Genomic DNA, 20,101 nt, shown 5'->3' with positions numbered 1-20,101 from the left:
TGTGCCACTACACTACGCTCACCCTTCGGCTGTTACTCCCTACGGTCGTTGCGCCTTGTCTAATCATCGCTCGCCGACTTTTCAGACGAGGCCTAGAAAATAGAGCCACAGGTCATCAAGATCAGGCATAGTTTTATAAAAATCACTTCATAATCCACAGCACAGTTCACAAACCAGACTCAAAAGCGGGCGAAAAATCGGTCAAATCCCGACTCCTCATACCTATGTTCTTCCCCAAGGAGCGCCATGTTTCTACGGCCTCTACCACTTCATTCCAGACTGCCACCGCCTCCTGCTTGTTCAACCTAAAGTACGGCGCCCCCTCCATGAGTATTTGCCGACTATCGATCGGGCCAGAGTCTTCGGTCAACCATGTCTTGCTTTCGCGATGATCGCCCGGCATGGGATTGAGATCGAATGCCGGAGCGAGACGCCAACCACGACGCCGAGCGTCATAAAGCAGCCCTGTATTACGCAGATGGTCGTCCGTGTTGCAAATGAGGAAATTAAAAACCAGACGTCGCCACAGCTCGTGAATGTCGGCGATAGGATCGGAGCCGGACTGCAATAATATGTCCACGAGCTCGGTGTAGGCGTGATCCTCGTCGCGTCCGCTCGTCTGCAGCATGGTAGCGACCGACACGTACGGGATGCGCCCTCCACCCCCGGTACGGTCGAATCGGCGAATCACCGCCACAGCCGTGTCCTGGATGAGCTCCACACGCGCCGGCGCGGCACGAATGTTTGCCCGAGTCGCCAGGTTCATGGCCAGCACCTCCCCCCGAATCACGTCACGTTGGTCCGCCTGACTCGGGAACTTGCCTAGAGCCAACCAGCCATCGGTATCAAGGACCGTCGACTTCGGACGCGCGCCGCCCAACGATGTTCCCTGCCCGAGTAGATATTGCAGATCTTGAGTACTCTCCACACCCTCTTCCAGTGCCCGAGCGGCATGAAGAACCTTGTCCAGCTCCACCAGCGGCGGAACATGACGATGAGCGCCCTCAGTGTGCAGATAGATACCGCGCTGAGGATCGAAAAGGCGCAAGGCCCCGACACGTGCTTCATCGTCGACCCAGGTGAGAAAATCGACCGGCGCCAACGGCGGGACGTCACGCCCCTGCTGACGCGACTTGGCGTGCGCGCGGCGGATAACCCGCTCCCCCCAGGAATCCGGCGCCGTGTCTTCCAACGCCCGGAAAAACACGCCCTGTGGATATTGGACTCCGGGAACCGGCTGCAGGTCTGGTGATACCGTAAAGAACCGCGGGTCCTGCAACCAGCGTTCGTCGTAGCGGAAGGCGCTGCGCTTTCCGCTGCCCAGGTACAGGCGTCCGATAAGTTTGCCATCCGTACCGAGATGGATGTCGAGATCCTGGCGTTGTGCTTTCCTGGTCGCCATCAAAAGCCCTCGAGCTCATCGCCACCAGTGGCACCGCCTTCTCTCCCCGACTCCTCCGATGGCCTTGCCTTCTGTTTTTTTCCACCGGCTGCCCGTACCCGTTGGGGCAACTGTTCCTGCGCCAGTTCCAGGCCTAATGTGTCTTGTTCCAGCGCCATGACCCTGACCACATCCTCGAGGCGACCAAGCACATGCAGGGCGCGTAGGAACGTGTGCAATGCGGTTCCAGGGTAACCATCTTCCATGCGTCGGACCGTACTGAGTGATGTCCCCATACGCTGCGCCAGGTCTTCCTGCGTCAATCGACGCATGCGGCGAGCCGTTGATAGATCATGGCCGAGATTACTCAGGGCACGCGCCACGGGAGGCGGCATTGCAACCTGGCTGCCAGAGCGATTGGAACCTGAAGACACCATACCCAAACCATCCAAATATGAACTATAAATTCTTTTTAAGATTCAAATTTGACCACCTCAACAGAAGCAAATCAAGCGCAACGCTATACCAATATGCCATATTTGAACATTTATTGGATTTTTTACCTCAAATATAGATGATTACGAATAATCCCAAGCATTGCAGCTGGCGCGACGACATTGAAAGTTTTGGCAGCCTGCCGGCTGGCCACTTGCCGCCTACGTCAAGGGACCCCCTGATTATGGAACGTATTCGCTCAGCCGCCGTCGTGAAAATCCGAATCGTCTCAGTGCATGACAACCATCACCACCAGCACGACCGTCAGCAGTAACAGGTACACCCCGGCATGAATGCGATCGGGAATGCGCCCGATCCATCGCGACGCCAGGCGAATGCCGAGCCATGACCCCACCGCCAGCGCCAGCAAGGCACACAGATCCACATATCCCGCATACCAGGCGCCCAGCGGGGTATCGCCGGCCGACAACAGCACATAGGTGGCGGTGCCACTGATCGCCATGGGCAACGACAACGGATTGGCCATCGCCGTGGCCGCCGTCATGCTGGCCCCTCTGCGACGCATCAGCGGCACGGTCATCACGCTCCCGCCCACGCCCAGAAGGGCGGCGACCATGCCGATGAAGATGCCTGTCACCGATGTCACCAGACGGCCCATGGGGCGAACCTCCCCACTCGCCTGATGCAGAAAGCCGGGCCGCAGAATGGCATCCACGATCGTGATCGCCAGATAGCCGATGAATATCCAGCGCACCCACTCCCCGCTCAACGATACCGCCGCTGCCGCACCGAGCACGGCCCCGATGGCGATATAACCGACCAACGGACGCACCAGACGCCATTGCACGGTTCGCTGCCGATGGTGACGCCACGTCGATAGAGAGGCAGCGAAGATCATCAGCGCGGTCGAAGTGGCGACCGCGATATGCATGGCCGCCTGCCCGGCCGCGCTATCCGGCCCATGCACGGCGATCAGCAAGGTAACCATCAAGGGAACCACGACGAAGCCGCCACCGAAACCGAACAGCACGGTCGTCACGCCGGCCAATCCGCCGCAGAGAAGCAATAGGCCATACATCGGAACGCTCCTGATTGAACTCAACGACAGGAACGATATTCCGATGAGGGGTGGCCGACATTCGTCGTCTGGCCAATAATCGTCGTATTTCGGCCATGCTGACGACAATGCTCAATATCCCTCTGGCGGACGTGGATCATGTGGCTCGGCCCGTCGTGGCCATCGGCACCGACTACAGCCCCGGCACCCTGCTCGACTTTCATACCCATCGCCGAGCCCAGTTTCTCTACGGCATGACAGGATTGATGGAAGTGGACACCGATGAAGGCACCTGGGTGGTGCCACCTTATAGCGCTGTCTGGTTGCCGGCGGGCAAGCGGCACCGGGTGCGGATGAACGGCGTCAGTACCCGCAGCCTGTATATCGAACCGGTTGCGGCGCCACGCCCCTGTACTGGTCGTGTCGCCGCTGCTTCATCACCTGCTGCTGGCTTCGGCCAACATGCCCGCGCTCTATGACCAGAGCGATGGCGCCCTCGCCCAACTCCTGCTGTGCGAACTGCAACTGGCACCATCGTTGCCACTGTTTGCGCCTTTGCCCCGGGATCCCGAACTGGCGGGCCTTTGCAGAGACTTCCTCGCCCAGCCGCATATCCGTAGCCTGCCCGAGAACTGGGCACGGCAACTGCATCGCAGCCAGCGAACCTTTAATCGCTTGTTCCGTCAGCAGACCGGCATGTCGTTCGCCGTGTGGCGTCAGCAGGCCTGCCTGATGGCCGCCCTCCCCAGGCTGCTATCCGGTAGCTCCGTTACCCGAACCGCGCTGGAACTCGGCTACGACAGCCCCGGCGCCTTCTCCAGCATGTTTCGCAAGGTGCTCGGTCAATCCCCGACTGCCTTTGTCCGCGCAACGACTCGTCAGGGGAAAACGGCCAAACCATGGTTTGCTGACTGAAGCGTAACCGCGCCACCAAGCTCACAACGCGCCAAGGGCGACCCTGAATCTTCTCATCCGGCTCAGTTGGATGTTCGAATAGATCCGCGTAGTCGCGTCGAGCAAACGTCGCACTCGTGACCATGCCATGGCGGCCCTCAGTGCACTGACTCATCGCTTCGAGGATGGTGCGTGCAGACCCAGGCGCCGACCACGGAAACAAAACCTTTTCATCGCCATGTCATTGGGGAAATACTCGGCATAAATCTCCAAATACAGAATTAAGATCTAAATTATCAGCACGCAGCCGATTTTCTGGGAAGTATTGATAAACTCGCTGGTTTGACAGGCCCCGCAACGCGGCGAAGCTATCCATAACTATCGGCAGGGAGACTTTCATGGCCCGCAATATCATCGTTCTGGGTGCCGGCATGGTCGGCGTATCCGTGGCCTGGCATCTGGTGCGTCGCGGCCATGACGTCACACTGGTGGACCGCCGCGAGCCGGGGCTCGAGACCTCCTTCGGCAATGCCGGCATCATCCAGCGCGAGGCCGTGCGCCCCTACGCCTTCCCCAAGGATATCGGCACCCTGCTGCGGGTGCTGCCCAACCGCCAGGTGGACATCCGCTACCGCCCCACCGGCATGATGAGCGCGGCGGGCCCGCTATTGGACTACTGGCTGAACTCGAGTGGTGAGCGCTACGCGCGCATCGTGCGCGAGTGGGCGTCGCTGATCATGCGCTGCCAGGAGGCTCACGCGCCGATGATCGAAGCCGCCGGTGCCGAGGCGCTGGTGCGCAAGGGCGGCTGGCTGGAGCTTTACCGCACCCGCAAGGAGTTCGAGGAACGCCAGCAAGTGGCCCAGGAGAATCACGAGCGCTTCGGGGTCGAGTACGACGTGCTGGACGCCGAGGCGCTCTACGCCAAGGAGCCGCATCTGGGCAAGGGGCTGATCGGGGCGATCCATTGGACGCAGCCCTGGATGGTCTCGGACCCCGGCGGCCTGGTGCAGGCCTATGCCCGCAGCTTTGCCGAACAGGGCGGCCAGGTGAAGCAGGCCAGCGTCGAGGACGTACTCCAGGTCGAGGGCGGCTGGCAGGTCAAGACCAGCGAGGGGGATCTGGAGGCGGAGGAAATTGTCGTGGCCATGGGCCCCTGGACTGGCGAACTGCTGGCGAGGCTGGGCATGAAGGTGCCGCTGTTCGTGAAACGCGGCTACCACATGCACTACTCAGCCGAAAACGAGGCCAAGCTCAACCACTGGGTGATGGACGCCGAGAAGGGATTCCTGCTCGAGCCCATGCGAGCCGGGATTCGCCTGACCACCGGCGCCGAGCTGGCCGACCTCAACTCGCCGCCCCAGTACAAGCAGCTGGCCGCCGCCGAGAAGGTGGCACGCAAGCTGTTCCCGCTGGGCAAGCGTCGCGACAGCCAGCCCTGGAAAGGCGCCCGCCCCTGCCTGCCCGACATGAAACCGGTGATCGGCCAGGCCCCCGACAAGGCAGGACTATGGCTCGCCTTCGGCCACGGCCATCAGGGCTTTACCCTGGGCCCGGCCACCGGCGAACTGCTCGCCCAGATGATGGATGGCGAAGCGCCAGCGGTGGATATGGCCCCGTTTCGCGTCGATCGTTTCTGAAAGTGAAGTCAGTACGAAAGCGGGCGCCCTTGGGGCGCCCGCTGAAGTGCCCCCTCCATAGCTGCACAGGTTATAGTGCAGCCATCAGGTGGACAGGATGAGCGACGACAATCCCATCAAGCAATTGACCGCGAAGCGCAAGGATGAAGTGAGCCTTTACGCATCAGCCCCGATGACGGCACACTTGAGTGGACCGACACCGCCCCGACGGGCAAGAACGCCAATTAGGTCGCGATCGTCTCGTGCGACTGATATTGGAGGAGGGCCAACTGGAGAAGAGATATCGGCTAGCCCCCATGTAGTGCTAGCTTATGGGCCACAAAATATACCCAGCTTTAGCTACGTAGGTTGCACCGAAACACGGGAGGATTTATAAATTGACTCTTGGCCAGTCAAGGTAAGAGCCTAAAGCTTAGGCTTCCAACAAGCAAGCTTCCATTAAAATGGCCATCTCAATTACTCCATGAAGATTTAACCGACGCTCCAAGACACCTTTAATTTTTGGCACACACCAGAGGTCATGCACCAAAATCCTCCGAATCAAAAATGTGCGTCTCTTCCAAAGATCAAACCATCACCAACCAATCCCAGACGATCCTTAATGAAAAACAACATTTACCTTGCAAGCAAAATTGCCATTTACATATTAGGCACCATTGTCTTTTTAAATCTCTTGGGCTTTATGAAAAGCGTGCTATTAGGACTGATGGTAGCTGCTGGAACAGCCTGGATTCAACACCGCGGATGGAAAAACCAAGAAGAAACAAAGGCACTGGATAATGAAAAGAAAAAAGCTTATGAACTAATTGACGAAATTTCTAGAACTGTCGGGGCAAGAATATACCATCAAACTTCATTGGCTCAAGCACTCAGAACTAAAGACGCGCCTCATGACAGAGAAGCATATAAATCAAGCGTCAAAGAAATGAATGAGAAATATCATAGCATATGCTTAGGCCTCAAATACTCTTTCGGCTCGGAATCTGCTCTTAGTTATGAGGCACTTTTTCAAAACAGGTTGGCAAAAAACAACTCTTCCATTTCAAGTTCCGCCTCTCATTTTTCACCAAAAAATTTAGACAACGCAATAAATGAACTAAAAACCATAAACTGGGATTTGCATCAATTCTGCAACCATCTACTTAATAGAATAAGGAGTAATGAATTTTCTAAATTCACAGAGAAAAGCCCTCGAATAGATTACGCAAACAGGGAAAAGTTATCCGCTACCTATTTAGCGCTTCGTCTACTTAACATTAGAAAGTAGGTTTATCCCATAATTCATCCTGCGCTCTACATTGCACGCCCAAAAAGGCGCTTTATTTCGAGCATGCTCAAGAATCCGCTGGATGTTATTTTCACTGCCAGTCAAATCAGCTTTAATTGTTTTTGGAAGCGGATAGACAAGCAGGCTAGCTATAAATACAGATTGCTCTAAACTTAATTGATCAGACGCAAGACCGAAGATAGTCTGAGAAGCAGCATCGCTGCCATTCAACCTATATCCATAATACGCACAACCCAAATAAGAAATCAGGATTTTACGCTTACTCAAATGAAACCAAAGTAGCCTAGCAACCACGACCTCATTGATCTTTCTGCCTAAAGTACGCTCTTTCCTGTTGAGAACAGTCCTAACAAACTGCTGTTCTATAGTACTAACTCCACCTACCTTTTTCCTCTTTAAAACTTGCTTAAGAACCCTGTAAAAGCACCTAAAGTCCACACCTTTGTGCGAATAAAAATATCTATCCTCTAATGCAAGCACCGCTTTCTCTAATAAAGATTCATTAGTTCTGGAAAGCAAGCTGCTACATACTTTCCCTGAGCGCGAAAAACCTACTACCATATCCACTAAAAGGTTAAAATAAATCAACCATCCTTTCAAATCAAAAAGAGACTTTGGCTCATCCAGCGCCGCCATTTTCATGCTCAAAACCTTTTCACCAAAAGTCTAAAAAACCCGCCACACTCCAACGATAAATTAAAATACCAAAAAAATAAAGTCATTTTTTAACCTCATCCATCTTAAAAAGATACAAACCCTGTCGCCGTCAGGAAACAATATCTCTTCATACAATGTAACTCAAAAAAAACCTGACATACTGCAAGATGAGTTTTAGAGACCTCCCTTCGAAACAACCAATTACCCCACAAGACTCCATCTTATATCTTAACTCTCTGCCTGGCATAATCATAATAAGCCATACTCAGTCAAAGAAGCCTGTCCGAAGACAGGCTAAGTGCTGGTTCACTCCCACTCGATCATCAACAGGTCACGCAAGTCCGCATGGTTAAAGGATTTGGCTGTGATCGAAATGAGCCTCTACCGTCGCGTTTACCGTCAGAAAAACACACCCTTTGCTGGCGCGGGTTTGCGCGGCATCGGCCTATCATCAATCAGCTTCAATCATACCGAACCGGCGACCGCACTTCAGCTCCCTCAAGTCTATGCGTTCCGACATGCTCCACGGTGGGCAGTGTCGCGGGATGTTCGGTCAGATAGCCATTTTTACTGTTCAGCAAATAACGGCTGTTGCTCTGGTCGCCTTGTCCCAAGCCTTCAGTAATTTAAAATTGTTTCACCAGTCGTAGCCAGACTACGACAACAGCAACTCATCCAAAAACCACGAGCAGAAAAAACATCCGATTGCCCTCCTCTGCCTTGCTGCCTCGTCGTCACCCAAGTTCCTGTAGCAGCGTTGGGTAGCCTCGGTCACGCAAATCGGCGACCACCTTGTCGGTCGACTTCCACGGATCGCCACTGAGCCGGGATACCAGTTCGACCCAAACACGCTCGAAGGCACGCAGTGCATCGGCATCGTCGAACCGAACACCGGCCGGCAGCAAGGGCGCGACGTCTTCCGTAAGGCTGCGCGTCAGCTTCTCCAGCATGCGCTGCTCGGCCACCGCACGTGTAATTGGCTTGCCTTCGAGCGCGAGGTAATGATCGAAGCAGGCCACCAGTTGGTTGGCATCCAGTGCCAGCGCTTTCAGTCCTTCCCCAAGGTCGAATAAGTCGCGGTTCTTGCGCCGCTGCAGAAGTGCGCGCAGCTTGGTGCCAAACAGTTCCTCGGGCTCGAAGGAAGCAATCTCGGCCTTGCCCTGATACCAGTCGCTCTCTACCGTAAAGGGATAGTGGCGAATACCGAACAGGCTTTCGTGTTCGCGAGTGTTGATTTCAATCTTCAACTTCAACGTCGATTCCGCATCGACTTCTGGTGCGAACCGGAATACCAGATGCATCGAGTGCCCGGCCTGTTGCCGCTTGCACTTGCCCAACCACGACAGGGCGTCGCGGATCGCGTTGATCGTTGCGCCGATCGGCTCGGCTTGTGTCTGCACCAAATCGATGTCTTCGGAATAGCGCAACGGTTGCCGGAACAACAGCTTGTTGATCGCGGTGCCACCGCGAAAGGCAATTTTGCCGCGCAATGCTGGCGCGCTGAACACATCGCACAGTGCACGGCAGATGATCAGGTCCTGCTCGACCTGACGCAGATCCGGCCATGGCGCCTCCGCGCTCCAGGCCTGAAGATAGGCTCGGGGAATCAAAAGTCGATCTCCACGGGCTCATTGAGGATCAGCTTCCACCGGGGCTCTTTCTCGTGGAGACCGGACAGTTCCTCGATCAAAGGCTTGGCGGAAGGGTCCAGCAACACCGTCGTCTTGGCTTTTCTGGCAAAGGGTCGCAGGGCGTCGGCCTGCCGCGCATGACGCATGCACTCCAGCAAGTAGCCGAGGCGGCGCACGGACGAGTTTTCGTAATGCCAGCCCAGCTTGGCCAGCGTGTTCGCCCTCGCCTTGCCGCCCAGATCCTTCACGATCTGGGCCACGCCGTTGATGCCCCCCGTCTTGTGGAAATAACGCGCGCAATCGAGTAGCGTCAATTCGATGCCGGCGACCTGCGCGAAGCCTGCCTCGCTTTTCAGCGAGCTCAGCCAGTCCGGCCGGTTGACCTTGGCGAACACGGAAGGGGTCTGATAGACGAATTCCAGACGGTGCCGGCCCATCTCGAAGCTGCGCATCTGCCTGGGCACGATCACCTGGAACACCATGGACGCCTGATGCGTAGCCCCATGGAAAGCCGCCGCACGCAACAGTGCGACACGGTAGTCAAGCTTGAGGTACTTCATCAGATGATCGATCCAACGTGCCGGATCGGGCGCGCCGATAGCCCGGTCTTCCGGGCGGAGGATCAAGTAAAAGCCACGCCGGGGGCTCGCCAGGCGGTGCTTCTTCGCTTGCCGCATGAGAGCCATGCTCAGCGCCTCGGACGATGACCCAAGCGCGGCCAGCGCTTCTTCCCTCAGAAAGTAAGCGCGCCCTCGCGCGAGGCAATCCTCCATGTATTGGTCGAGTGTGGCCATTCCCAGATCATACACAAAAATAACGATTTGTGTAGATATTTGTATATGATCTGGGATTCTCGCCCTGATCCTCGTTTACCAAGGGTCTGGCGCCGAGGCTCACCCAGAGCCGATATCGACCGGTTAGCAGTGCTATGGAGACTTACTGATAACCGGGGCGACCGTAACTCTGATCCCGAGCATGCAAGTTGTTGTTCATGGCAGCAACCCCGGAGAATGGCAATTAGACGACGATATTCGCTGATTTCATCCAGAGTTTTTTTGTTTAGCAGCCTTTGTACGATTTTACCTCCACTCGCTATAGGAGTAGCAGGCTACTTCGTTTGCTTATTGGACACGCGGCAAAAGATCCCAGAACACCGGATCTCTGTCTATGAGGGCTTCGACCGAGAGCGATGCTAATGCCGAAAGATCAGAACGAAAATGAACGTCGCTGACACCGGCAGGCAATGACCCGCGTATTGCTGGTACGACTTCAAGGTCAAAGAATTGCAGCGACGCTTCTGCCAACCTCATATCAAAGCGCCGTGATAGGCCATCATTCAGGCTCGCGCCGAGCGTCGCTGCCACGGTCTCGTGCAGCTTGAGCACCAAGTCGGCATGTCCGGATATGCGGGACTCGATCTGACCTATGACAGAGCGAAGCGACGACCCGCCTGAAATTTGCTCGACATGCATCGATGCAACCACGGCGACGGTTCCCGAAGGCGGGTTGCATTGCTCGTATGAGAATGTGTGGACGCGGCTCCTTCCCCCAGCTGCCTTCACATCCAGCCTTGCATCGCCGTCGGCGAAGTCGAACCTGGCATTCTCATCAACTCGCCACGCTGTCAGCGCCCGGACAGCGTTGCCGCTGCGCAAGAGAAAATAAAGCTCGCCGAAAAGTCCGTTGAGCGATCGTGCGGGCGGCTGCCGGATCTTTTGGAAAATGGCGGCCAGCCGGTTAACTGCCGTGGCGATGTGCGCCCTCGTCGGATTGTCGCCAAGCATGCACAGGATCGTCTCGCAGACAGACAAAAAATAACGTGTCGTCTCGCCGTCACTTTCCCGACACCGGATGACTGTGAAACGGCCCTCCTGCTCTGGCTCGCCAGATTTCTTCAAACGGCAGTGCAACTCAAACTGTGCATCAAGGCTTTCCAGACGGATCGGCGGATGCGGCCTCCCGGTTCGATCGCTTGTCGAAACGAGAAGGCAGGCAAACGATTCCCGATCCTTGCCAACAAAGTAGCTGACACGACCAGGTACCGGCATGATGGCATAGAGGGGGCTGTCCGACGACTCCGAAAAAGGCGCTTGGATTCCTTCGAAGATGTCGGCAAGGCCGGCAAACATCATTGCCCGTCCTGAGTGATCCAGGCGCGAGCCAGCCGCGACGGCACCCAAACCGCGAGTACGGGAACGTTCTCGGCGACTACCTCATCGTCGCGCGTCAGGTTAAGCGTATGAATCTGAATCGTGACGTTGTCGGCATCCCGAATCGCGCGATCGCCCGGATAGATCTCGCCGCGACGCTCTCGCGGATGGACCGGAGCCTCACCTTGGAAGAGGTTAGTGACCTCGCCGTTTTCGTCGATACCACGGCGCCGCCTTGTGGCGGGGCTTATCCTGTAGATTGTGCAAAGTTCGTCGGCATCATCTTCCAGAGCTTTGCTGAGTTGGAGCAGCAACCCGGTGTTGCGCTGCGAATCCGTCGTGCCGGTTATCCGCATGTTTATAAGGAGTTGCTCGATCACTGTGCGCAGAGAAATGTCGTGACAGACGTGGTGGCGCTGAACGTCAGTGCGTTCCAGGTGACCGTCATCCTCTCCAAATACCAGCCCTTGAACGAAGCCGGCTACCGCCCGCCTGTTGGCCTGCACGACAGCATCTGAAGCGAGAACCACACGCGGGGCGACCCAGTCATTCGAAAAACGCCCGCGCATGTAATCAAATTCAAGGACGTGGTTCCGGCAAGGCCGCAAGGCCGTGTCGAGAACAAATGCGCGCTTCCAATCGTTCAACGGGTGACCGTTTACCTGAAACTCTTCAAGCTGACCGCGAATATCCTCTTCATGCTCGACATAGGTCTGAAAAGCGCGAAGTGTGCCTTGCTCAAGATAGACGCGGCAATAGCCGAGATATGATCGCTTATAGCCGAAGAACCGGGCGCGCTGCTGCACGGTGTCTGCATTGCCGACTCCAATGCCGCGCGGCATGTATGTGACGGTGAGACCCTCGACCGTGAAACCGCGGTCCATGGCCTGACCGCCGACAAGAATCCAGCCGTAGGCGCTACGCCAATCGACAGGAGGCGTGCGCCCGCCGCGGGCATTCACCTCAAGAACGCGCGTGTTGCGAAAGGCAAAGCGCAAAGAGGGCACGAGCGCGTCAAAGTCCGGCAGGGCATCGCCAACGGTTTGAGCGAGGCCATCATAGGCACCGCGAAAATCCTCGATTAGCTCCTGCTTGTCAGGATCGTTATCCGGCAGGTTCAGAATACGCTTCCAGTCGTCGAATATGTCACGGACCCAGTTGTAGAATTCCTGGTGCTGGGCCGTGCGGTGCGAGGGATGCACCAGCATCGAGCGGTTGCCGGTGTTGCGGCCTTCTCTGATTCCGGCCGTAACGCCAACCATGAAGACGCGCAGCGCATCCAGAAGCGACTCCGGTGGTTCAGTGAGAGGATTGGAGTTCGTGGGGACTTCCTGCGGCGGAATTACGCGGACATAGGTGAGGTTGTCGGCAAAAAACTCGCGACCGCCGACGTACGGTTCCCCTGGCTCAAGGACCTGAACAAAATTAGGCGACAAGGAATCGATGATGCTGACCAGCAAGGGCGCTTGCGGCGTTGCCGTGTACTGCAGGTACGTGTGAGACGGCAAAGCTTGCCTGAGCGCCATAAGGCAGCGGTAGGTCGTGCTTTCCTGCCCTTGGGCTACTTCAGTGTTCAAGCTGGCCTGGTCGGCCTCGTCGTCGATTATCAGGACGGGCACGGCCTGCGCGCCGACAGCCTGGACGAGGTCGGCCAGATTTTGCAGCCGACGATAATTCTTGAGGACGGTGATAAGGACGGTCTTCTTGTATTCCTCGGGCGTGCCGGGGTCGCGCCAATCGTCCAGCACATCACGGATGGTCTGGACGGTAGCGTCGTCTGCCGACGGGTTCTGAAACTGAATCCAGCGGCGCGCGCGATCGGGCTCATCGAGCCGCAGGTCGCGGCGCAATCGGCCCGTCGATTGATCGAGTAGAGGATTGGCAGTGCCTGCGACAACGATCACGATCTGAAATGCATTGTCGCGTGCAAGTGCGGCCACTGTCTCGAAGGACATTGTCTTGCCGCTTTGAACGTAGCCGACGATAAGGCCCGTTTCCTGACCTGCTTCGCCCGTTGGCGGGACGCTCTTGGAAAGAATCGATACGGCCGCGTCGCGCACGTCGTCTCGGCTCGCCTCGGGAACCACGGTGGAGAGGAAGTCGAGCGTCTCCGGCCCTGCGACCGGCGCCCATCGTCCAGCCGCCGGCGCGGCTACAGGCTCAACAATGATGGGGGTGTCGTCTGTCATGCGTATCCTCCTTCCCCCTATGGCTCTGAAAGAGCATCCCGGAGGACATCATTAACATTACGCCTCACGGTCCCGGCCTTTCTGACGCCAGAGTCTCTGGCAAGGACCTCAGCGACCGCAATGGCTGCGGCCACGCGCAGGAGAGCCTCCACATCCTCCGAATCCGTCTGCGCAAAGCGCACCATGAACGGGTGCACCATTGATACCCGGATATCCAGGCATCGTGGTTGCTCCCGCGATTGGGCCACGTCTGTCACAGCGAGCCACTGACTTTCCGCAGGATCGTCGGTGAGCTCGACGCAGACCGTCCACTCCCTATCCCGAAATCGAATATCAAAGCGCCGGCTTGCCAACGTTGATGTGTGGGGCTCTTCCTGTCCAGGCGTATCCACAGGCTCAGAGTCGGCAATAGCGGGGATCACTTCCGGCAGACGAGCTTCGAGCGCCTGAACGGTATTCTCCACGGCCTCTCGCGCGGACGCTGTCAGTCGAGCGCGAGCTACGCGCACACGGTATCCTTCCGCCTGCTTGAGCAGCGGCAATTCCTCGCTGTCCAGATGCTCGCGCAGCAATTCAAGAAACGGCTGCTCATTCTCATCCCAGCGAAAGCCGTCCTTGGTATGACTGACCTCAAAGCCGTCCAGATGAAGCTCCCCAAACAGACGCTGATAGCGGTAGCTGTTCGAACTGCCAAAAATGTAGGACGGGCGGTAACCCTCGTCGCCACTTCCTTGGATGACGCGACCTCGCCGAAACAGGGCGAAACCGGCCTTTGCTGTATTGGCCGTTTCGCGAAGCGCCGCGAAGCCATGCACAGAAAGCCCGTTGCCAAAGTCGAACGCGATCGGCTTGCGCCACTCCCTGATCGTTCCATCCCTGTCCTTGAAGTATGCGGCCTTGAGAACCTTCGGCTCCCGGTAGACGAGAGGTTCGCCGTTGAACCGCAACTCCAGAATACCGTCGCGCATGAACGCGCGGTAGATATCGGTCAAATGCTCTTTGAGCTTGGCGACAGTCCGTCCGACAGGCACATGGAACACGTCCTCTAGGACAATTTCCGTGTAGTGCCGGTCCGGAGATTCCTTCGCCTCGTGAATCGTAAGCTCTTGAATATCATCATTGACAATATTTTCGATGTCGAACTGCACGGTACGCGTCACCGGCTCGCCCAGGGCGGAGGTCCGCACTGTCCACCTTGGAGCGAACCAGCAAGCGGCGCTCTTCATTCCCATCCCGAACTCCGCCAGGCCGCTGCGGTTCGGTGGAACGGCCGCAGGACGGAAGGCCCGGCCGTATTCCGACTCGAATATGCCAGCGGCGTTATCGCGAATAGAGAGGCGCGGCGGCGTGGCGGTATCGATATCGATGTCAACGCGGAGCCTGAAATCTTCCCCGTGCAGCTTCAGAAGCGTCGTACGGTGCTCCGTAAAGCTTTGCACGGCGTTATCGACAAACTCTCCCAAGGCGTACCAGGGACGGTAATTCAGATGCCGCAGGACAGCTAAAACACTGACGCCCGGTCGTATGTCTACCTTCTTCACCCCCAACATCCCCCGTCCCTTTGTCTACGCGATCTTCACAACCTTATGCGATGGCTTCGAAACAGTTCGTGGTCGCTCACTGCATGCTGAAGCCTTGGATTGCAAAGGCATCGGGTCGAGCATGAGAAGATGTCGGGCAATCTCCTTCACGACATCCACATTGACGGCATTGCCCAAAGCCTTGAACGCTGTGGTCTGTGCCGACGGAAGATGCTCCAAGTCTCCCATGCTCTGAAGCCGGCTAGCCTCGCGGACCGTCATGTAGCGACGTTCCCACGCCACGACAGGAACCTGGCTCGTGGTCATTGCCACCAACGACGGCGCCGTAGTCGGACGCTTGACGCGGATGCCTGAAGCGCGGAACTGGATGATGTATTTCCAGATATCACGCTCCCCCCCTTTGCAATTCCACTCCAACTTCTGAAAGCTGGGAGTAAACTCGAGGATGGAAGGCAGCCATCCGTCGATCCACTTCTTATGTCGTTTGTAGAAATCGCGATTTTGGCGAATGAAATCGATCTTCCATCCCGGAAATTTCTTGGCAGGATCCCGCGCGTAAGGCGGCAGCGCAGCAAGAACGTCCTGCTTCGATAGGCTGCGCAAGGGTTGACCGAAGCGACCTTTGAACTCGCCGATGGCGTTTAGGCCGACGCCAGACGGCGACTGGTCGGCATACGGATAGGTTGCGCCGAACTCCATGGCCCAGATCGGAAAGGACGGGAGTTGCTCATCCTCTGGAAACAGGTCAAGGAATCTCTGCCAAGCCTCCAGATACTTGATGAAACTTTCGGACAGCACACGCGCATCATTTGGATTCTTGTCGAGAATAGAGCGGATGGAAAGCTCGCTGCTATCCAACTCATCCGGCCAAGCAAGCCCCTCAAGACCATCGCGCCTACCGACAATAAAGGCCCTCTCTCGAATCTGCGGAATGCCGAAATGATGAGGCGAAACCAGCTTATCCTTGACGCTATAGCCTGCCAACCGTAAGCGATGCTTGATTGTCCGCCAGGTCTTGCCCTGACGGTGGCGCACTAGATTGGGTACATTCTCGATGATGAAATAGCGGGGCTTATGCGTACGCAGAATTTGGATTACATAGTCGATAAGATCTCCCCATTGGGGACATTCAAACCCTCGTTGCCCGCCCGCTTTAGAGAAAGGCTGGCAAGGAAAACCGGCGCATAAAATGTCATGGTCCGGCACAGACAATAGGTCGATCGACCTGATATCACCGTGCGGACGCAATCCAAAATTCTTCTCATAGAGATCGGCCAGGTCCTCGTCGAGTTCGCAGGCAAACACGCATTCATGACCTAGAGCCTTCAGTGCCTGATGAAAGCCACCTAGTCCAGCAAACAAATCAATGAATCGATATCCTCCCAACACTACGCCCCTTTGACCTTTATTTTCTGTTGAGTGGCAATTGAAGTTGCTTGCCCTTGTGCTCGTCCAAAAATCTTTGCAAAGCATAGCGAGCGACAAATTGAAGTGAGAGCGGGGGCCGATTTGATTGCGCGATGCGACGCAACTCAGCATATTCTGCCGGCTCAAGCGATACGCTGAACCGATGCATCTGTGCTTTTTTCAACATCATGCCCCATTCAAAAAACCCCTTCCGATCAAGAAGATACACCTAAATGCACCAAAAATCACCTCATTGGTGTGCAATGTATCGAAGCAGGAGAAATGCTGCTATAACAAGCGCTTAAGTACCTCTTGTCCGTCTACAAGAAATTCTTTAACCAGCGATCCGAGCAGCCCGGAACCTTCGTCTCACGCTCCCAGATCACCATGACGCTCCCCCGTCACCAAGCGCTCTCGCGCGCTTGTCTCGTTCGACCGGGCGAGCTTCGGTAGCCAATGCTCTGAGTTGGTAGAAGGCTGCTTGGAGCCGAGGCGGCAATTATGCTAGAGAGTCTGTCAGCCATAGACGTTGTCGCAAGTCCAACCACGAAACTGAAGTGTCTACCGTAGCCGGTCAAGCCCAGTATTCATAGGAAATGTTCATCCTCGGCGATTATCTTTTCTACCATGGATGAAACCCCGATCCCGCGCCATGAACGCCGCCAGCATGTGGGGGATCAGCGTCACCGCATCCACCGGCTCGCCGTAGGTCTCGGCATGCAGGGCGGCGTAGCGCTCAAGGTCGGCCTTCAGGTTGGCCGGGCAGGTGAAGGTCAGCTTGACCGTTTCGGTTCGGGGCAGCGGCCCCAGCCGCAGCTTGCGGGTGGTGGTCATGGTGGGCTTCCTCCGTTGACGAACAGCGGCTGATAGGGGCGCAGCACCAGGTCCCGGTCGACGATGATGCGTACCGGCAGGCCCGGGCGCTCGGTCAGCGTGGGCTGGATGTTGAGATTTCGCCGGGTCATCTCCTGCCCGGCCTGATTCACACTGTCCTGCAGGCTGTCGCGCCCGGCGATGATGACGTGGTTGCCGTCCCGGTTTTCCGGGGCGGCCAATTCGGCACCCACGCCCAGCAGCGTGGTCATCGCCGCACCGGCGACCAGGCGCTTCCAGTGCCAATCGATACCATCCTCGAGGCCCGCGTAGCCAGCCGGGTCGGTACCGGCCAGATTGTCGAGCGTCAACGAGGAGGTATCCGGCAGGATGATGCGGTTCCAGACGACCTGCACCCGGCTCTGCCCGTAGCTGACCTGGCTGTTGTACTTGCCAAGGATGCGCGAGCCTTGCGGGATCAGCAGGTACTTGCCGGTGGCCGTGTCGTAGACCGGCTCGGTGATCGTGGCGATCACATCGCCCGGCAGGTCGGATTTGATGCCGGTGACCAGGGCTGCGGAGATCACGGTTCCGGCCATCACCTCGTACGGCGAAACCGGCGGTTGCAGCGTGCCGGAATTACGGGTTTGTGCCGATCCGCCTTTCTGGAACGCCGCTTTCTGGGCTTGCTGGTTTTGTACTACCGTCGGATCGGTCAGTTTGGGCGTTGCCGCCGCTGTGCCTGCCGCCAGTGGGTTGTAGCCAGCGGGCATCGTGGGAGTCGCTGGGACAGGAGGCGTCGCTGATGTGTCCTCCACGCTGTTCTGACTGCTGGAGCGAAAGAACAACGGCGAAGAGGCCGCGGTCTCGGCCGGTGTGCGTCCATTATCCGGCCCTACCCCGCCACTCGCCGCGTATCGCGCCACCACCGGCGGCTTCGATTTGACGATCGCCGGTCCCAGATCGCCAGGCAGCGGCGGACCGAGCTTGGGCACCGGCTTGGACGATTCGGGGTGCAAGTCCGCATAGGACGCGGGCAGCTGGTCGAGGCCCTCGGTCGTGTGCACATGATCGACGTGATAGAGCTCCTTGCCCTTCCCCGCCTTGAAATCGGAAGGCGTTCGCAGCGACCACATCGTCGCACCGACAACGGCCACGGCTAGACCGCCGGCCAGGATCATCAGGGTCCGCCGGTTGAGGCGCGTGACCGGTTGCGGCTTGGCGCGCAGCGCCACCCGCTCCGGCGCGACTTTGGGGGCCGGCTCCGGGGCCGGCGACCCGGGTGTGGTGTCGTGGCTCATGATCCGGGCCTCTTCGCCGCGCTGTCCGTGCGCTCGATGCGCACCACCTGCCCTTTGGCCCCACCCAGCCGCAACTCCGCGGCGCCGAACAGCCGGTCCACGATGTCGTAGGGCGCATGGAAGCGGTAATTCACCAGCTGACCGTCACCCTTGGGACCAATGACGAACAGCGGCGGCAGATTCCCCTGGGCGATGCCCGCCGGGAACTGGATATAGACCTTCTTGCCGTCGTCGAAGGCGCGCAGCGGCCGCCATGGCGGATGATCACCACGGATCGCATAGCGGAAATGCAGGTCCGTCAGCGACAACCCGGTCGCCACCGGCGCAGTCGCCCGCGCCGCCTGCGCCTGATGTTGCAGCGCGAACAACTGGTCTTTGGGATAACTCCAGGACACCGACGCCATCCAAGTTTTTGGGGTCGAGGTCAGTTCCAGCAGATAGGTACGACGATCGGTGGTGATGACCAGGTTGTTGCTGAGCCCGGAACGCACGGGCTTGACCATGACCTCGACGCGCTTGTCCGCCCCGCTGCCACTGGAGGTGTTGCCCACGATCCATCGTGCGGTATCACCGGCGGCGACCTTGACCAGCGTCTCGCCGGGCTGCAGCGAAATGACGGTGACCCGGCCCGGCGTGGTATAGACCTGATACAGCGCGCCGTCGCTGAACGGCCAGACCTGGATGGCGTTGATATAGCCCTCGCGAGACGGCGGCACTCTCGCCTGCCGGTTGGCCTTCGCCACCTCGGCCTTTATATCCTTCACGGAAGGAGGCCTGGACAACAGCACCTTGGGCAAGGGTTTCAACTGCCCAGGCATCGGCAACACTTTTGGCATCTGCACGACCTTGATCGGCTTCGGCGGCGCAGGCAGCGGCGTGGCCTTGATCGGTGTATCGAGCGAAATCGCCGGCGGCGTCTTGCCCGTCGTGGCGCAGCCGGTAAGGGCAACGCTTATCCAGATACCGAGAGAACGACGCAGAAGACGATTCATGGTTTGGCTCCCTTGGACACATCGAGATCCCGGCTCCAGGACAGGCCGTTGACGTAGATCCCGAGCGGGTTCTCACGCAGCCGCCGCTCGGTATGCGGTGGCTGCAGCACGATCGACACCACCGCCGTCCACCGCTGCGTACCGGTGGCCGCGCCATGGGCGAAGTGGTGCTCGACCCAGCGCACGTCGAACGAGGACGGACTGGCGCGAACGATGCTGGTGACCTGGACCGTCACCGAGGCCTTGCCGACCTGGGCGAACGGATCATGATGTCGGGCATAGGCATTGAGTACCGCCGCGCCCTGATCGGTGGTGTAGTGGTAGGCCGTCAGCCAGTTCTGGCGGACCACCACCGGATCGATGGACAGCGAGCGCACTTGGCTGATGAAGCGCCCGAGGTAATAGGCGATCTCGGCATCGGTGGGCCGGTAGGGTGTGACCGCCTTGCCGACGGCGCGGACCTGCCCCAGCTTGTCCACTTCCACCACGTAGGGGGTGACCGTGGATTGCATCGAACGCCAGACCAGTCCACCGGCCATCACGACGGCCAGCGCCAGGCAGCCGAAGGCCATCAGCCGCCAGTTCCGGGCCTGCACCCGGGCCGAGCCGATGCGCTCGTCCCAGACCTGTGCGGCCGCCTGGTACGGCGTGGCCGGCTGCGGGGTATCGGCGTAGCGCACACGGGCGCGTCGAAATCGCATGAC

At 57.9% G+C, this 20,101-nt stretch carries 18 protein-coding genes; 4 read left to right on the top strand and 14 right to left on the bottom strand.

From position 1 onward, the window contains the following. Positions 1 to 166 precede the first annotated feature (166 nt). The 3 genes from DOM57_RS05255 to DOM57_RS05245 form a co-directional block, all read right to left on the bottom strand. Complete coding sequence (locus tag DOM57_RS05255; protein WP_110648161.1) at positions 167 to 1,402, bottom strand: type II toxin-antitoxin system HipA family toxin; 1,236 nt, start codon at positions 1,400 to 1,402, stop codon at positions 167 to 169. Then, positions 1,402 to 1,776 carry a helix-turn-helix domain-containing protein gene (locus DOM57_RS22520; protein WP_087721062.1) on the bottom strand — a complete coding sequence of 125 codons (375 nt, stop codon included), beginning with the start codon at positions 1,774 to 1,776 and terminating at the stop codon, positions 1,402 to 1,404. Before DOM57_RS22520 ends, DOM57_RS05255 begins: the two co-directional genes overlap by 1 nt. A gap of 329 nt (positions 1,777 to 2,105) precedes the next feature. Beyond that, a complete protein-coding gene (locus DOM57_RS05245; RefSeq protein WP_110648160.1) occupies positions 2,106 to 2,915 on the bottom strand; it encodes a sulfite exporter TauE/SafE family protein in 810 nt (269 codons plus the stop codon). Positions 2,916 to 2,965: 50 nt separating this feature from the next. Between DOM57_RS05245 and DOM57_RS22205 the strand changes: the two genes are divergently transcribed. The 4 genes from DOM57_RS22205 to DOM57_RS21720 all read left to right on the top strand — a co-directional run bounded on the left by DOM57_RS22205 (position 2,966) and on the right by DOM57_RS21720 (position 6,695). Next, a complete protein-coding gene (locus tag DOM57_RS22205; RefSeq protein WP_239496120.1) occupies positions 2,966 to 3,373 on the top strand; it encodes an AraC family ligand binding domain-containing protein in 408 nt (135 codons plus the stop codon). Beyond that, positions 3,315 to 3,809, top strand: a complete 495-nt coding sequence (locus DOM57_RS22200; protein ID WP_239496119.1) for a helix-turn-helix domain-containing protein — start codon at positions 3,315 to 3,317, stop codon at positions 3,807 to 3,809. Before DOM57_RS22205 ends, DOM57_RS22200 begins: the two co-directional genes overlap by 59 nt. A gap of 377 nt (positions 3,810 to 4,186) precedes the next feature. Next, entirely contained in the window at positions 4,187 to 5,428 is a 1,242-nt protein-coding gene (locus DOM57_RS05235; protein WP_110648159.1) for an NAD(P)/FAD-dependent oxidoreductase, read from the top strand. Between the two features lie 601 nt (positions 5,429 to 6,029). Further along, positions 6,030 to 6,695 (top strand): hypothetical protein, encoded by a 666-nt coding sequence (locus DOM57_RS21720; protein ID WP_162619446.1) that lies wholly within the window; start codon positions 6,030 to 6,032, stop codon positions 6,693 to 6,695. Here the strand turns inward: DOM57_RS21720 and DOM57_RS05230 are convergent. The 11 genes from DOM57_RS05230 to trbF form a co-directional block, all read right to left on the bottom strand. After that, positions 6,675 to 7,358, bottom strand: a complete 684-nt coding sequence (locus tag DOM57_RS05230) for a biosynthetic peptidoglycan transglycosylase (protein WP_110648158.1) — start codon at positions 7,356 to 7,358, stop codon at positions 6,675 to 6,677. The two genes, DOM57_RS21720 and DOM57_RS05230, sit on opposite strands and share 21 nt — an antisense overlap. A gap of 749 nt (positions 7,359 to 8,107) precedes the next feature. Then, the gene (locus DOM57_RS05225) at positions 8,108 to 8,983 is read right to left on the bottom strand and encodes a nucleotidyl transferase AbiEii/AbiGii toxin family protein (protein ID WP_110648157.1); all 876 of its coding nucleotides are present in this window, start codon (positions 8,981 to 8,983) and stop codon (positions 8,108 to 8,110) included. Next, a complete protein-coding gene (locus DOM57_RS05220) occupies positions 8,980 to 9,798 on the bottom strand; it encodes a type IV toxin-antitoxin system AbiEi family antitoxin domain-containing protein (RefSeq protein ID WP_110648156.1) in 819 nt (272 codons plus the stop codon). Before DOM57_RS05220 ends, DOM57_RS05225 begins: the two co-directional genes overlap by 4 nt. Positions 9,799 to 10,125: 327 nt before the next feature. After that, complete coding sequence (locus tag DOM57_RS05215) at positions 10,126 to 11,136, bottom strand: PD-(D/E)XK motif protein (protein ID WP_110648155.1); 1,011 nt, start codon at positions 11,134 to 11,136, stop codon at positions 10,126 to 10,128. Further along, on the bottom strand, positions 11,133 to 13,343 hold the full coding sequence (locus DOM57_RS05210) for a Z1 domain-containing protein (RefSeq protein ID WP_110648154.1): 2,211 nt from the start codon (positions 13,341 to 13,343) through the stop codon (positions 11,133 to 11,135). Before DOM57_RS05210 ends, DOM57_RS05215 begins: the two co-directional genes overlap by 4 nt. Before the next feature lie 17 nt (positions 13,344 to 13,360). Further along, positions 13,361 to 14,884 carry an ATP-binding protein gene (locus DOM57_RS05205; protein WP_162619445.1) on the bottom strand — a complete coding sequence of 508 codons (1,524 nt, stop codon included), beginning with the start codon at positions 14,882 to 14,884 and terminating at the stop codon, positions 13,361 to 13,363. Positions 14,885 to 14,908: 24 nt separating this feature from the next. After that, complete coding sequence (locus DOM57_RS05200; RefSeq protein WP_204352866.1) at positions 14,909 to 16,423, bottom strand: DNA cytosine methyltransferase; 1,515 nt, start codon at positions 16,421 to 16,423, stop codon at positions 14,909 to 14,911. A 468-nt stretch (positions 16,424 to 16,891) separates the two neighbouring features. After that, positions 16,892 to 17,125, bottom strand: coding sequence for a DUF2274 domain-containing protein (locus tag DOM57_RS05195; RefSeq protein ID WP_110648152.1), 234 nt, complete (start codon positions 17,123 to 17,125; stop codon positions 16,892 to 16,894). Next, positions 17,122 to 18,405 (bottom strand): TraB/TrbI/VirB10 family type IV secretion system protein, encoded by a 1,284-nt coding sequence (locus tag DOM57_RS05190; protein WP_110648151.1) that lies wholly within the window; start codon positions 18,403 to 18,405, stop codon positions 17,122 to 17,124. Before DOM57_RS05190 ends, DOM57_RS05195 begins: the two co-directional genes overlap by 4 nt. Further along, on the bottom strand, positions 18,402 to 19,397 hold the full coding sequence (gene trbG, locus DOM57_RS05185) for a P-type conjugative transfer protein TrbG (protein ID WP_110648150.1): 996 nt from the start codon (positions 19,395 to 19,397) through the stop codon (positions 18,402 to 18,404). Before trbG ends, DOM57_RS05190 begins: the two co-directional genes overlap by 4 nt. Next, positions 19,394 to 20,098: a conjugal transfer protein TrbF gene (gene trbF / locus DOM57_RS05180; protein WP_110648149.1), complete on the bottom strand. Its 705-nt coding sequence runs from the start codon at positions 20,096 to 20,098 to the stop codon at positions 19,394 to 19,396. Before trbF ends, trbG begins: the two co-directional genes overlap by 4 nt. Positions 20,099 to 20,101: the final 3 nt, after the last annotated feature.

The organism is Salinicola peritrichatus (assembly GCF_003206715.1).
Classification (GTDB): domain Bacteria; phylum Pseudomonadota; class Gammaproteobacteria; order Pseudomonadales; family Halomonadaceae; genus Salinicola; species Salinicola peritrichatus.
The sequence above is the reverse complement of the archived record's forward strand: the minus strand, read 5'-3'. Positions and strand labels throughout refer to the sequence as shown.